Origin of the sequence: Halobacteriovorax sp. DPLXC-1 (assembly GCF_036903125.1) — a bacterium.
GTDB classification, from domain to species: domain Bacteria; phylum Bdellovibrionota; class Bacteriovoracia; order Bacteriovoracales; family Bacteriovoracaceae; genus Halobacteriovorax_A; species Halobacteriovorax_A vibrionivorans.
Genome location: NZ_JAYMCO010000001.1, coordinates 50,509 through 63,862, shown reverse-complemented (window position 1 = coordinate 63,862; position 13,354 = coordinate 50,509). Strand labels below are relative to the sequence as shown.

Below are 13,354 nucleotides of genomic sequence, written 5' to 3'. Positions count from 1 at the left end.
CGTAAGTTTTGCGTAAGTCAAGCGTAAATTTCTAACAATTTGAAAGTAAGAATATAGAGAATACCCGCCATTAGACCTGCTGCGACATCGTCAAGAATAGTTCCTAGAGCGTCTTTACGATCATCGAAGACTCTGACTGGCCAAGGTTTCCAAATATCAAATATACGAAAGAAGATAAAAATAAATGCGTAACTTACAAAAGTTGGCTCAAGAATAAATAATGACGCAATCCAAATACCAATAACTTCATCAATAACAATCCATGATGGGTCAATGCAGTCATATTCTTTTTCAATTACTGATGTAATAAAGACGGCACCAATTGTAAGCAGTATAAGAAATGGAATAAAGAAAAAGAAAGGTGCATTTAATTTCCCAACAAAATATAATGGGATAATAGTTGCTAGGCTTCCTACTGTACCAGGTGCTTTTGGAGCGAGTCCAGTTCCAAAGAATGTAAGAAATACGATTCTAAGATCAGTTAGTGACTTAAATGTCAGTTTTTTTGTATTTTTTAGCTGATTTTCTGTATTCATGGCCTTATGGTAGCATTACTCAACACTTAGAGAAAAGAAACTTTATGAATCGACCAGATTATTTGAAAAATTATATTTTTGATTGGGATGTCTTCGACGTTGTCGTTGGTGGCCGTTCTGCTCTTGATTCAAATTTCTTTGTAGCGAAGCTAGATGATATTACTGAAGTTAATAAATTCTTAAAAGGTTATGGGCTAGATCCTGATAATCCTGTCGCACGTGCTGAGTTATTTGGTAACTTTCAAGAGGCGATTCAATTTATAAAGCGCTACTTCCTAAAAGATGGCAGCCCTGACGGCCTAGATCTTGAAATTCCAACATCACTTTTTACAGTTACTGATATTAGTGGTCTCTTCTTAATGGCCACAGGTAATTCTGAGCATACAGTTGAAGAACAGTTATGGGCTGAAATTGTTTTAAAAGTGATGCACACAATACTTCATGCTGACAAAGATTTACGTTCAAATTACTTCAACCAAATTCAAACACAAATCTTTGATAAGTTTTATCGCTATTTACATCGTGATAACGACAACAACCTTTACTTAAAGTCCGGTGAGATTTCGATCCCACTTGTAGACTTTGAAACTAAGTCAAAGAAATCTCGTGATAGTGTTATTATCAAGTTGCTTCATAAAGCAGAAAATGTTGCAGAAGAACTTTTTGATAGAGTTGGAGTAAGACTTGTTACGAAGAATAAATTAGATATTATTAAGGTTCTTCAGTTTTTAATTAGAAATTACATCATTACACCACATAATATTAAGCCTTCTCGATCTCTAAATACTATTTTTGATATCAGTTTATTTAGATCAAAATATTCAAGCTTAGTAAAAATGGCCCTTAGGAATAATCTTTCAGAGGAGCGCTTTGTTTCTGCTGTAAATCGAGAAATTGATGAATGCAGCTTTGAGAATATTGAAAGTGAGCATAATCTTCACTCATCTGCTAAGTATCGTTCAGTACAATTCACTTGTCGCCAATTGATCAAGTACAAGAATCCTTTCCTTGCGGAGTTTTTTAAATTAAGAAAAATGGCCAAGGACGAAGACTCTGCAGTTGCTAAAGAACTATTAGGTTTAGACTTTTCATCTCTTTCTCGAGATGTACGTTTCTTTTATCCATTTGAAGTTCAGGTCGTAGATGAAGCATCTTATAAAATTAATTCAGAAGGGGAAGCATCTCATTCTGAATATAAGAAAGCTCAAAAAATCTATGCAATGAATCGAGTATTTAAAAAGCTTTTATTACATAAAGGCTTAATCCAAGAATAATTCTATTCTCTCATTTATAAATCCTGGGAAGTCTACTTGCGGCACATGGCTTCCATTTTTAATGATATATAATTCAGAATTCGCTAGGCCCTTGTGTAGAATTTGTTGAAGGTAATTTGGGATGACTTTATCTTTATCTCCACCAATTATTAGGGCAGGAGTCTTAATTTGTTCAAGATCCTTAATAACTCTCTGTTCTCTCATTTCATCAAGTAATTGAAAGAAGATATCTGGTGAAAGCTGCCCCAATTTCTTCATATAGTACTGAACGAAGTCGAGATTCGTTTTCTTTGTGTTAAATCCTCCGCGCCAAACCATAAATTTTGCGAGGGGATTGAGATATGCATTTTTCCAAATAAGTTTGAATTGGTTTTCCCATTTATCTTTAATCTCTTTAATATATGGCTCTGATATATCAACGAGATTTGAATCAAACATAACATCTTGTGGAGGAAAGATTGTTCCTGAAATTAAAATCATCTTTCTAACTTCTGCAGGGTACTTGAATGCATATTCAATTGTTACATTCACACCCATTGAGTGTCCGATATGAATTGTCGTTTCAATATTTAGATGATTAATCAATGTATTTAAGTCACTAATAATATTTTCGAATGTAATTGTTTCGATACCTTCTTTCGTCTCTGATTCGTAATGACCGCGATAATCATGTAATAGGATCTTATATCCTTTATTGTGAAAGAAATCGATTTGATATTCAAAATGACGAATGTTACAGACAAGGCCATAATTGAAGACTATGACATCTTGGTATTTTTCTCCTTCTACTGGTTCAAAATTTGTCCAATATTGAATCTTTGTACTTTCATCAATATTTAGAAATTTAGATTTATTCATCCAAGAGGTCATTATCGTATTGTCCTGTTAACTTTATGTAGTGTTGTTCAAGTGCTTGTATCAACTTATACTTTTTTGGATCCTTGTGCTTAATATCTTCTAAGTATTGATAATAATCTTCGTGGTCATTATGTTTATTCTCATCAAAGTCGACTATTTTAAATTTTAGATTTTGAACTTCAATAATGTCATTCTTATTTAATTTAACAATGCCTTCAATTCGTTTCTCATTTAATTTAAAAGGTTGCGCACAAACAAATGTAAGTGAGTTTGCCATATGTTTTATGACGCCAACGTAGAGATCTAGTGTAGTGTCTTCGATGGGAATATTATTATGAATTGAGCTTCCAATAAAAACACGTGGTAGATTCAATGTATAATGGCCAATTGATAGTAAGTCTTGGCTATCAAGGACTTGGATATGTATCATAAAAGTATTTTATCCTGTAACGTGAAAAAATGCGAAAATTAAATTGTAGTAAAGACTTTCTCGTCAACTTCAATTGAGTTAAGTACTCCATTGAATTCATCTGGATACTTCTTAATATCCTCAATTGCCTCATAGAGAATATCTTGATTGAGAACAATATTTGCTAATTTCTTTTGAGTGACCACTCCGGATTGTTCCTGTCCAAAAAGATCGCCCTCTCCTCGGATCTTTAAGTCTTCTTCAGCTATCTTAAAACCGTCGGTATACTTTTCAATGACTTGAAGTCTTTGCATACTTTCAGGTGATACTTCACGATCTGTAACAAGAAAGCAGAATCCTGGTTTATCTCCACGTCCGACTCTTCCCCTCATTTGGTGTAGGCTACTTAATCCGAAACGTTCTGGACTTAAGATTGCCATAATCGTTGAGTTGATAATATTAATTCCAACCTCAATAACAGATGTCGCAATTAAAATATCAATTTCATGTTTTTTAAACTTTGTTATGGCCTCTTCTTTTTCATCAGGTGACATACGTCCATGTAGTGGAGTAATTCGAAAATCTGGAAAATATTTTTTATAAAGTTCAAAAGTATGTTCCAGGTTTCTTATATCTTCATTTTCTGATTCTTCGATGGCCGGAACAACAACATAGACTTGTTCTTTCATTTCAAGTCTCGTTTTTACAAAGCTTAAATAATTTTTGAGGTTTTCATTTGTCACGATTCTTGTTTTTTGACCTTTTCGACCTTTTGGCATGGTCTTAATTATTGAGATATCGAGGTCACCATATTTTGTTAGGCTCAATGATCTCGGGATAGGTGTTGCTGACATGATTATACAATGTGGATTTTCACCTTTTTTCATTAATTTAATACGTTGTTCAACACCGAATTTATGTTGTTCATCAATAATAGCTAATTCAAGATTCGCAAAGCTTACACTATCTTGAAAGAGAGAGTGTGTACCAATAACAATATCAATATCGCCATCTGCTAGTTTTTGATTGATAATTTTTTTCTTACTGGCCTTAGTGCTTCCAACTAATAACTCAACATTAAACTCACTGCCTAGGATTTCTTCTATTTCACGAAAGTGTTGAAGAGCGAGGGTTTCTGTAGGACACATTAATGCGACTTGACCACCTGACTTTAAGATTAAAAATGCACTGGCCACCGCTACGGTCGTCTTACCACAACCTACATCCCCTTGGATGAGTCTCATCGACGGCGTTGAATTTTTAAAGTCTACTATAATATCATTCAATGCTTTTGTTTGGTCTTCAGTAAACTGGTACGGATAAAGGCTTTTCGCCTTTTCAATATCTTCTTTTGAAATATCTATGTATTCACGACTTAGCTGATCTCTCTTATTTTTTCTTAATTTAATTTTCAATTGATCATAAATAAACTCTTCATAGATGATAGATCTTTTTGCGCGATCAAAATCTTCTTGGCTCCACTCGTTTGGAGGAACTCTTCCATGAAGATATTTAAAAGCCTGGCTACGAGAGAGTAGTCCTTTTTTATCTCGAATTGAACTTGGAATAATTTCTGGTATTTTATCCCAGAAACCTTTTGGTATTTTATCAAATACTTTTTGAATATGGTGTGACTTTATACTGTCAATTGTCGGATATGTAATTCTAAGACCAGTTTCGGAATCAGACTTTCCAATATCAAATATTTCAGGATTAACGATTTGTAAGCTTTCATTAAAAACTGAAACAACACCTAAGAATTCAAAATGTTTTAATGACTCGATTTTCTTTTGGATTGATTGATATGCATTAAACCATTTCAAGGTAATAAAGTTTTCACTGAGGTCATCTTTAACAGTTACAGTAATATTTAATAAAACAGCGCGACCTTTTCCACGTGCTTTAAAGTTTGGTCTGGCCTGTATTGAGACAACTTCACCACGACCTCGAAAGAAGTCACCGATATTCGCATATTGAAACTTAGCGAGGTCAGGTAATTTGACGATCCGCCTTGGCAGAAGCCAAAGCAAATCGTTTATTGTGGTAATATTTTTCTTATTAAGCGCTTCGAGTGTTTTAGTCGGCTTGCTATAGAGGTCGGCAATCTTCGTATAGAGTGAGTTATTACTTATACTCAATTGACTCCACCTCGTATTCGATATTTCCCTTTGGTGCACGAACTACGACTTCATCGCCTTCTTCTTTACCGATAAGGGCCTTACCAAGTGGACTGTTGTATGAGATTAGGCCTTTCTTCATATCTGATTCTGGCTCTCCAACAATTTTATAAGTAACAGTTTCATCAGTATCAATATTTAGGATTGTTACTGTCGCACCAAATACAATTTTATCTGAATTTACATTACTTGGATCAATCACTTCGCTACTTGCAAGGATCCCTTGAAGTTGAGAGATACGACCTTCAACAACACCCTGCTTTTCTTTTGCTGCATGATATTCTGCATTTTCTTTAAGGTCTCCAAGTTCACGAGCTTCTGCAATTGTTGTTTTTAGCTCTTCTCTTTCAACCTTAATAAGTTGATCAAGCTCTGCTTGAATTGCATCGTATCCTTGTTTAGTAATTGGTTGTTGATTGGCCATTAGTTAATCCTTTATTTAAATAATGCATTTGCAGCAGCAAGGAGATCATCTTTTCCATCTCCGTTATCGCTACCACCTTTTAAAATGAAGTAGTCACAGAAGTTTGCTTTTTCTTTTTCTACAATACGGTCTGCGCTTGATTCACGACATTCATTATATGCTGATTTGTCATAGAACTTGCACATTTTACAACAATGTAGGCTTGCGTAGCAATACGGGCATTCTTCCTTGAGTGAGATTTTTTGTCCCGCTTCAAGTCCTGTTACTTTTTGACACGCATAGCAAGTTACTTCATTACTATTAGTTAACATTTAAAAGCTCCAGCTTTTCTCTATATATACGTCAGGTGAATTGATTTGATCATCTGACTTTAAATAAATTTTAGGCTCTTGTCTTTTATTGTATTCGTCTATACTGCGATACAGAAGCTCTTCATTACCAGTTTGAATGGTCTTTGATAAGAGATAGTTTAACATAAGTATGACAGTTCCAGAAGCAATGAGACTACGCCTTGTGTTAGAACTTGGATTTGTTAAGAAAGCAGAAAGAATTAGTCCACTTCCAACAGTTCCCATAATCGCAGGGCGCCAAATATCCTCTTGTGCATCTTGATAGTCATTTAAGTAAGTTAGTGCAACTTTATCTTTTTCTAAGTGATATCTTAACCCTTCTCCTTTTAGAGAAGAACTTGGGTCAATAAGAATCTCTTGTTGATTAATTACTGCAATGCGAGAGCAGGTCTCATCATTTGCTATTGAAGTCGTTGAAAAAAGTATAAATATAGTGAGTAGTATATGTTTCACGTAATATTTTTACCATTTTTCTGGCAATAGGGCTATGCACCTTTTGTCGTTAGCGTGATAAAATACTATAATTTTAAGAAAGGATATTGTGTGGGGCTAATTACAACTAGTTTTAAGATTACTAAAACCATTAGAAATATTTCTCGATTAAGGGAGATTGCAACAGTTTTTGCTAAGAATGGACTAGATGAATTTATTTCACAGAATGTTCTAAATATTATTCCAAATTTTGTATTTCCTAAAAAAAGTGAAAAAGTAAGACAATTACCAGAGCATGATAACTCTTGGGGCGATGTTATGGGATATCGTCTAAAGTTATGCTTTGAAGAGTTGGGACCTGCATTTGTTAAATTTGGACAACTATTAAGTACACGTGAAGATATATTTGATGAAGACTTTATCAAACACATGAAAAAGCTTCGCGATCAAGTTAAGCCTCTGCCTTTTTCAAGTGTAAAAAAAGAAGTTGAAGAGTCACTTGGAAAGAAAGTCGAAGAGATATTTAAGTCAATAGAAGATAAACCAATTGGTACGGCCTCTATTGGTCTCGTCTATAAAGCTGAGCTTTTAACAGGCGAAAAAGTTGTTTTAAAAGTTAAAAGACCAAAAATTGATAGGCTGATCGAAACAGATCTTTCAATTCTTATTTTTCTGGCCAATCAAGCAGAAAGAGCAACAGATGAAATTAAGTTTCTGGGCTTCTCTAATGTCTTAGAAGATTTTTCATATTCATTACAAAGTGAATTAAACTTTAATGTTGAGGCCTTGAACTGTCAGAAGCTTAAGAAAGTTATTGCTAAATATGATGAGAAAGAAATTTTCTATCTTCCAAAAGTTTATAACGAGTACACATCTGAAGATCTTCTTGTAATGGAGCTGATAGAGGGGATATCTTTTAGTGATTCAGTTGAAATAAAGAAGCACATCTCTCGCTTAGAACCAAAAATAGATGAAAGTTTAAGTATCTTTATGCGTTGTTTTCTTAACGAAGGATTCTTTCATGCTGATCTTCATGGTGGGAATTTCTTCTTTTTAGAAAATGATCAAATTGCACTGATTGATTTTGGACTAGTTGGGAGCTTATCAAAAACAGGCCGTCAGAACTTTATTGCAATTATTTATGCTATCTTAACGCAGAATTTTGAAAATCTCGTTTATGAGTTTTTAGATGTCGCTATTTATAATGATGTGCCAGATGTTGATAAATTAATTGTCGATATAAAGAATGCAATTGGTCCTCAGATTGGATTAACAATTCAGCAAACAAACTTTGCTCTTATCATTCGTTCCATAATTACAACTTTAAGAGAACATCATATCTTTTTACCAAGAGAGTGGTTTGTCGTCTTCCGAGCATTAATAACTTTAGATGGTGTAGGGAAGTCATTAGATCTTGATTTTGATATCTTTAATCTTTTAGAGGGAGATATTAATGAGATCATTCAAGAAAGCTTCTCAACAGAAAGTTTTGTTGAAGATGGGATGTGGATCGCAAAAGATCTTTTAGGAGCTTCGCGAGTGATACCACGTCACTTCAAATGGTTTTTAAAAGAGTTCTCTAAAAATAATTACGCAATTAAAGTTAGACATAAAGGAATTTGGAAACCAATTCTATCTGTTGCTAGTTCAGTACGCCTTTTGTCATTTTACATACTAGGTGGAATTCTCTTTTTTGCAGGTAAAAGTTTTGTGTCCCAACATTATTTAACAAATCGTGACCTCTTAGATTATCCAACGATTACGTTAGTTTTATGGGCCGCTTCATTATTTTCAATTGGCTACGGTTCACTAAGGCATCGATAATAGTTTAGATACTATCAGCACCAGTTATGTAAATAGAAGGTAATAGATGGCCAATCTCTTGAGCTTTTCCTGGTCCAAATAAGATTGTTAAGATTTCATTTTGATCAATTTGATAAGGTCTCGTTTCGATTTTAAGCTCATCTCTTTTTATCTCAATAGACCCTTTACTTAACTTGTGGATAAACTTTGAAAATATATCCTCATTAATAATTTTTCCCCAAGCGAGATGAATAAAGAAAGAATCTTCATCCAATGTGCTTGGATTAAGAAGTTGGAGAGGCTTAAATTTCTTTAATTCTTTTTGATTAGAAGAAAAAGAAACTTCATGAATTATTCCTTTTAAGTCCTGTCCTTTCTCAAAAAATAAATATTCATTATTATCTTTATTTCTAAATAGCTTCATTGAAGATATTTGCTTGATATCTCTCCAGTCATTAAGTGTTCTTTTTATTGATATCGTATTCTTATAAGACTGATTATATAATTCATTTAATTGACTTAGTTGAGAATCACTATAGTTTGCAATATTGTCTTTTTGATAACCTCTCTTGATAATCTCTTCTTCAGTAACAGTCTTTTCTCCTATTACAGAAGTGAGTCCGAATTGGCGAAAGCCTAGCTTTTGATAGAAGTCATTCTTATCAGACCAGAGAATAATCATTGAATACTTATCTTTATATAGCTTACATATATATTCATATAACTTCTTAAATTGCCCCTGACCTTGGAATTCCTTCTTTGTAAAGATTCCTCCAAGAAGAAGTACATTAATATTTGCATCATTATAATGTAGTGTTACGGGACGAACTCCAATATGAGCAATCAGCTCTCTATTATCATTTAGAAGTAAGTGGCAATTTTCAAGATTACTATCTTTTATAAGTTGATGAAAATCGATAGCGAAAGAATTCTCTTCATTGTATTGAAAAGCATCTTCGATTTCATTTAGAACTTCGCTCTTGTACTGTGAATGTTTCTTTAAATTCGTGAAAATCATGTCTATTTATTTTACATTTTTTTTGAAGATCGATGTTGAGTGAAATACTCCGCTTTCCTCGAAGCCCATTAATACTGACTTCTTTGTCTAACTAGGCAAAAAAGTTCGTATAAGAATTAGACAAATTTTTTCTAAAGAGTTTCATATTTCTAGCGATAAGGAGTTGTAACAATTGTACAGCTGTATGGATTTCAGCTGACTGACAGGAAGGAATCTTGTCGGTACCCAGTCAAGGAGGATAGAATGGGACTACGAATTAACACGAACGTTGCATCTCTAAACGCACAGAGGAACCTACGTGGAACACGTCTTGGTATGCAACAATCTCTAGAAAAATTATCATCAGGTCAAAGAATCAACAGAGCAGGTGACGATGCCGCAGGTCTAGCGATTTCTGAAAACTTAAAGGCACAAATTAGAGGTCTTGGACAAGCAGAAAGAAACGCAGAAGATGGGATCTCTTTAGTTCAAATTGCTGAAGGGGCTTTAGGGGAAGTTTCAAACATCCTAATCCGTCTTAGAGAACTGTCTGTACAAGCCGCTTCGGATACTATCGGTTCAACAGAAAGAAAGTTTCTTAACGTTGAATTTGAGCAACTTACATCAGAAATTGATCGTATTGCTAACTCAACAGAATTCAATAGAGTACCACTACTAAATGGTACAGGTGCAGTTTTTGATATTCAGATCGGGACGCGTAATGACCCTATATCTGACCGTCTAACATTCGACGCTTCATCAGCAGATGTTAACGTCGCTGCCCTAGGTCTTAACCTTGCATCAGTTGCTGATAAGATTTCTGCACAGAACTCTCTATCATCAATCGATCAAGCAATTATTTCAGTTTCTGGTATTAGAGCAGACTTTGGTGCCCTTCAAAACAGACTTCAATCAACGGTAAACAATATCGCAACGTCGATTGAAAACTTAAGTGCAGCAAACTCTCGTGTAAGAGACACAGATGTCGCAGCAGAAACTGCAAACTTAACGAAACAAAATATTTTAATGACTGCCGGTACTTCGGTTCTTGCGCAAGCGAACACAAGTACAAATAGTGCACTAAGCTTAATCCAGGCAGCATCTCAAGGGTAATAAACCCTGAGATCGCCGGATGGCAAAGTGATTTAAAACTAATTTAAACGGAGTCAATATGCAAACTACTGGATAGCTAAGTAAAAGCAATGACAGACTGCAACCTTGATTTGCTTGTTAATACAATACAAGAGGAATGATTGGTTTATCCGTAGAAGCATTATTTAATTATTAACGAATTTATTGAGCTGGACGCTCAATTATCAAACAGGAGGTTTATATGATGATTGAAGGAGACTAATCATGGGAATCAGAATTAATACAAATGTGGCATCAATCGCAGCACAAAGAGCAATGTCACTTACAAATAAAAGAGTTGGAGATAACTTAAGAAAACTATCATCAGGTGAACGTATTACGAGGGCCGGTGATGACGCCGCTGGACTGGCAATTAGTGAAAACTTAAAAGCACAGATCAGAGGTATGAGGCAAGCAAAGAGAAACGCAAACGATGCTATCTCTCTTGTCCAAGTAGCAGAAGGTGGATTAAATGAAGTATCAAATATTATCATTCGTCTTAGAGAGCTTGCAGTGCAGACTTCCTCTGACACGATCGGTGATACTGAACGATCATTTTCAGACATCGAATTCCAACAGCTTAAAGAAGAGATCGACAGAATTGCTAAGTCGACTAACTTTAACGGAGTTCAGCTACTGGATGGAACAGGTGGTAGACTTGAGTTTCAAGTCGGGATTCACAATGATCCAACGCTCGATCGACTCACGTACGACGCAGCAGGATCAGACGCAACAATTACCGCTCTTGGGCTTGCCGCTGACAGTATCGCAACTAAAGAAGGATCTCAATCCGTTCTTAAGAAACTTGATGATGCGTTGGTTGAAATCAACGGACAGCGTGCAAATATGGGTGCGCTCCAAAACCGACTTTCGTCAACTGTTAACAACTTGGGAATTAGCGATGAGAACCTAAGTGCAGCTAAATCGCGAATAAGAGATGTGGACGTGGCCAAGGAAACAGCAGATATGGCCAAAAATAACATTCTTATTCAGGCGGGAGCCTCTGTTCTTGGACAGGCAAACCAAGTGCCGAATGTGGCATTAAAACTAATTGGATAAATCAATCATATAGGCGACTATGGTCCTGAATAGGACATAGTTGCCTCCTCTTATTTCTACTTATCAATTTTTTCATCTTACCCTTATAATAAAGACTATGAGTGAACTTAAACCTAAGACTATTCTAATCTTTGGGATCTCTTCTTTTGTAGGATCATCTTTAGCAGAATTCTTTAAAAGAGACTACAAGGTCGTGGGGACATATTGTCAAAACCCCGTATCAATCAGGGGAATTACGACTTTGCCTTGTGATGTTTTAAATAAGCAAGAAGTTCAACTTGTCCTTTATACTTTTAAGCCAGATATCACTATATATGCGGTAGGGAAGTCGTCAATTGTAGATTGCGCACTTTCTGAAAGAAGTGCCGACGCATTGAATACGAGTGGTCTATTTAACGTTTCAGATTCTTGTCAGCGATATAAGTCTCAAGTTGTTTATCTTTCTTCCAATTTTGTTTTCTCTGGTGAGTCTGATGAATATATGGAACTTGATATTCCTGATGCGACAACTACATATGGAAAGACTCAAGCAGCTGCTGAGTTTTATATTCAAAAATCATCTTTAAACTATTTAATCTTTCGCGTGTGTCGACTATACGGTCGTGGTGGCGTGCACACTCGAAGAAATCTCTTTGAAAAGATACAGTATAAGCTTCATTTGAGAGAGGAGTTTGAGCTCGATGATTATGTTAAGACAGGCTTTCTCGATGTGGACTACTTAGGGATGGTTATAAAAATCTGTATTGAAAGAAAGCTTAAAAATAGATTATTGCAAATAAGCTCATCTGACTTTATGTCGACCTATGCATTTGGAAAGCTATATTGTGAAAAGTTTCACGAACCTGCAAAGTTAATTAGCTCAGGAAAATGGCCTTATCCGATTATGAGCAGTGCTAAAGTTGGAGATAATCATAGTGGTTATCTAAACTTTAATATGAATATTGCCAATGCCGAAGGCTATCTTCACTTAAGACTTCCAACGGTCGAAGAATCACTCGAGTATTCTGCGCAAAAAATGCGAACGCTTGCTGATAACAAAGAAGCATCAGAGTCTAAGGATTCAATCAACTATATTTAAGTCTATCTTGCAGATAATTTTATGAATTCACTAAGGTAGTGCTTCACTAATGCATCACAATTAACTTCTTCATTCTCAAATCGCCATGTAATTTGATTAAAAGGACCAATATGAGCGCGAATTTCGTGAAGATTTCCTGCTCCGTGGTTTTGCGATTCACTCATTCTGGCACTAAAGATGTCTTTTCCATTTGCTAAGAACCCAATTGAAATTAAATCATCAGACTTTCTAGCAAAAATAAGACGTAGTGAGTTGCGATAGATCATGAAGTCATTAATCGTATTAGCAATCTTAAAGATTTTAATCGTATTAGTGTCACCACGATATTCATTGAATTTATGGACATAGATCTCAAAGAGATCTCTTAATTTATTCATAAAATTAACAGATGACTCTTCTAGCTGAAAAGCTGGGTTTAAATGATCATTGAAACTTACGACACCGCTCTCATCCATATTGATCTCTTCAAGAGCGAGATTTTCGATCCATTTCGTTGATACTTCCGTGTTTCTTTCGAATTTTGTAATATCCATAACTTAAATTCTACTAGATATTGGCGATTTGAAAAGATTTTTTTGAAATGCGTAATAATAAAGGGCATTTTGGAGATGTGAATGAGCTAGATGAGCGATTTGAAAGTTTCCGCCCGTCATGTGACAGGTGGATGCAGTGATAATCACTTTAGGCTTCCCACTGATTCATGGGCCTGCTCACCGTAACCAGTGACCGCTTCCTTTCTAAGCTTTGTAGGGCGAAACAACTTTATAGATGCCCATCTAGCTCACCCATAAATTATACCCGAAATTTGTAAACGGCAACAGAAATA

The 13,354-nt window shown here is 35.2% G+C and carries 14 protein-coding genes and 1 other RNA gene; 5 read left to right on the top strand and 10 right to left on the bottom strand.

The window, feature by feature from the left end; genetic code table 11:
* Nucleotides 1-17: 17 nt before the first annotated feature.
* On the bottom strand, nt 18-536 hold the full coding sequence (locus VCM44_RS00340) for a phosphatidylglycerophosphatase A family protein (protein ID WP_120405629.1): 519 nt from the start codon (nt 534-536) through the stop codon (nt 18-20).
* Between the two features lie 44 nt (nt 537-580).
* Here VCM44_RS00340 and VCM44_RS00335 point away from each other — a divergent pair, with 44 nt between their 5' ends.
* Nucleotides 581-1,810 carry a TIGR04552 family protein gene (locus tag VCM44_RS00335; RefSeq protein ID WP_158536803.1) on the top strand — a complete coding sequence of 410 codons (1,230 nt, stop codon included), beginning with the start codon at nt 581-583 and terminating at the stop codon, nt 1,808-1,810.
* Here the strand turns inward: VCM44_RS00335 and VCM44_RS00330 are convergent.
* Genes VCM44_RS00330 through VCM44_RS00305 form a run of 6 tightly spaced genes read right to left on the bottom strand, consistent with a single transcriptional unit; the run spans nt 1,796 to nt 6,481 of the window.
* On the bottom strand, nt 1,796-2,668 hold the full coding sequence (locus VCM44_RS00330; protein WP_334677722.1) for an alpha/beta fold hydrolase: 873 nt from the start codon (nt 2,666-2,668) through the stop codon (nt 1,796-1,798). The two genes, VCM44_RS00335 and VCM44_RS00330, sit on opposite strands and share 15 nt — an antisense overlap.
* Entirely contained in the window at nt 2,661-3,098 is a 438-nt protein-coding gene (locus tag VCM44_RS00325; protein ID WP_114706162.1) for a hypothetical protein, read from the bottom strand. The genes VCM44_RS00330 and VCM44_RS00325 overlap by 8 nt, the downstream gene beginning before the upstream one ends.
* A gap of 38 nt (nt 3,099-3,136) precedes the next feature.
* A complete protein-coding gene (locus VCM44_RS00320) occupies nt 3,137-5,215 on the bottom strand; it encodes an ATP-dependent DNA helicase RecG (RefSeq protein ID WP_334677721.1) in 2,079 nt (692 codons plus the stop codon).
* Complete coding sequence (gene greA, locus VCM44_RS00315) at nt 5,202-5,678, bottom strand: transcription elongation factor GreA (protein ID WP_120404057.1); 477 nt, start codon at nt 5,676-5,678, stop codon at nt 5,202-5,204. The genes VCM44_RS00320 and greA overlap by 14 nt, the downstream gene beginning before the upstream one ends.
* An 11-nt stretch (nt 5,679-5,689) precedes the next feature.
* Nucleotides 5,690-5,989, bottom strand: coding sequence for a hypothetical protein (locus VCM44_RS00310; protein ID WP_199506615.1), 300 nt, complete (start codon nt 5,987-5,989; stop codon nt 5,690-5,692).
* A complete protein-coding gene (locus VCM44_RS00305; protein ID WP_114706165.1) occupies nt 5,990-6,481 on the bottom strand; it encodes a hypothetical protein in 492 nt (163 codons plus the stop codon).
* A 90-nt stretch (nt 6,482-6,571) separates the two neighbouring features.
* Between VCM44_RS00305 and VCM44_RS00300 the strand changes: the two genes are divergently transcribed.
* The gene (locus tag VCM44_RS00300; RefSeq protein WP_334677720.1) at nt 6,572-8,284 is read left to right on the top strand and encodes an ABC1 kinase family protein; all 1,713 of its coding nucleotides are present in this window, start codon (nt 6,572-6,574) and stop codon (nt 8,282-8,284) included.
* Nucleotides 8,285-8,288: 4 nt separating this feature from the next.
* Here VCM44_RS00300 and VCM44_RS00295 read toward each other — a convergent pair whose 3' ends face one another.
* Nucleotides 8,289-9,281, bottom strand: coding sequence for a GNAT family N-acetyltransferase (locus VCM44_RS00295; RefSeq protein WP_334677719.1), 993 nt, complete (start codon nt 9,279-9,281; stop codon nt 8,289-8,291).
* A 243-nt stretch (nt 9,282-9,524) separates the two neighbouring features.
* Here VCM44_RS00295 and VCM44_RS00290 point away from each other — a divergent pair, with 243 nt between their 5' ends.
* The 3 genes from VCM44_RS00290 (at nt 9,525) to VCM44_RS00280 (ending at nt 12,528) form a co-directional block, all read left to right on the top strand.
* Nucleotides 9,525-10,373, top strand: a complete 849-nt coding sequence (locus VCM44_RS00290) for a flagellin N-terminal helical domain-containing protein (protein WP_114706168.1) — start codon at nt 9,525-9,527, stop codon at nt 10,371-10,373.
* A gap of 243 nt (nt 10,374-10,616) precedes the next feature.
* A complete protein-coding gene (locus tag VCM44_RS00285; protein ID WP_114706169.1) occupies nt 10,617-11,450 on the top strand; it encodes a flagellin N-terminal helical domain-containing protein in 834 nt (277 codons plus the stop codon).
* Nucleotides 11,451-11,547: 97 nt separating this feature from the next.
* Nucleotides 11,548-12,528 (top strand): sugar nucleotide-binding protein, encoded by a 981-nt coding sequence (locus VCM44_RS00280; protein ID WP_133296891.1) that lies wholly within the window; start codon nt 11,548-11,550, stop codon nt 12,526-12,528.
* A 2-nt stretch (nt 12,529-12,530) separates the two neighbouring features.
* Here VCM44_RS00280 and VCM44_RS00275 read toward each other — a convergent pair whose 3' ends face one another.
* Nucleotides 12,531-13,061, bottom strand: coding sequence for a hypothetical protein (locus VCM44_RS00275; protein WP_114706171.1), 531 nt, complete (start codon nt 13,059-13,061; stop codon nt 12,531-12,533).
* 79 nt (nt 13,062-13,140) lie between these two features.
* Nucleotides 13,141-13,314, bottom strand: a non-coding RNA gene (gene ssrS, locus VCM44_RS00270) — 6S RNA.
* Between the last annotated feature and the right edge of the window lie 40 nt (nt 13,315-13,354).

Excerpts from the sequence above, each read along its gene's own strand:
- VCM44_RS00335 (WP_158536803.1), top strand. The coding sequence starts at position 581 with ATGAATCGACCAGATTATTTGAAAAATTATATTTTTGATTGGGATGTC.
- greA (WP_120404057.1), bottom strand. The coding sequence starts at position 5,678 with ATGGCCAATCAACAACCAATTACTAAACAAGGATACGATGCAATTCAA.
- VCM44_RS00285 (WP_114706169.1), top strand. The coding sequence starts at position 10,617 with ATGGGAATCAGAATTAATACAAATGTGGCATCAATCGCAGCACAAAGA.
- VCM44_RS00330 (WP_334677722.1), bottom strand. The coding sequence starts at position 2,668 with ATGAATAAATCTAAATTTCTAAATATTGATGAAAGTACAAAGATTCAA.
- VCM44_RS00325 (WP_114706162.1), bottom strand. The coding sequence starts at position 3,098 with ATGATACATATCCAAGTCCTTGATAGCCAAGACTTACTATCAATTGGC.
- VCM44_RS00275 (WP_114706171.1), bottom strand. The coding sequence starts at position 13,061 with ATGGATATTACAAAATTCGAAAGAAACACGGAAGTATCAACGAAATGG.
- VCM44_RS00310 (WP_199506615.1), bottom strand. The coding sequence starts at position 5,989 with ATGTTAACTAATAGTAATGAAGTAACTTGCTATGCGTGTCAAAAAGTA.
- VCM44_RS00295 (WP_334677719.1), bottom strand. The coding sequence starts at position 9,281 with ATGATTTTCACGAATTTAAAGAAACATTCACAGTACAAGAGCGAAGTT.
- VCM44_RS00290 (WP_114706168.1), top strand. The coding sequence starts at position 9,525 with ATGGGACTACGAATTAACACGAACGTTGCATCTCTAAACGCACAGAGG.
- VCM44_RS00280 (WP_133296891.1), top strand. The coding sequence starts at position 11,548 with ATGAGTGAACTTAAACCTAAGACTATTCTAATCTTTGGGATCTCTTCT.
- VCM44_RS00340 (WP_120405629.1), bottom strand. The coding sequence starts at position 536 with ATGAATACAGAAAATCAGCTAAAAAATACAAAAAAACTGACATTTAAG.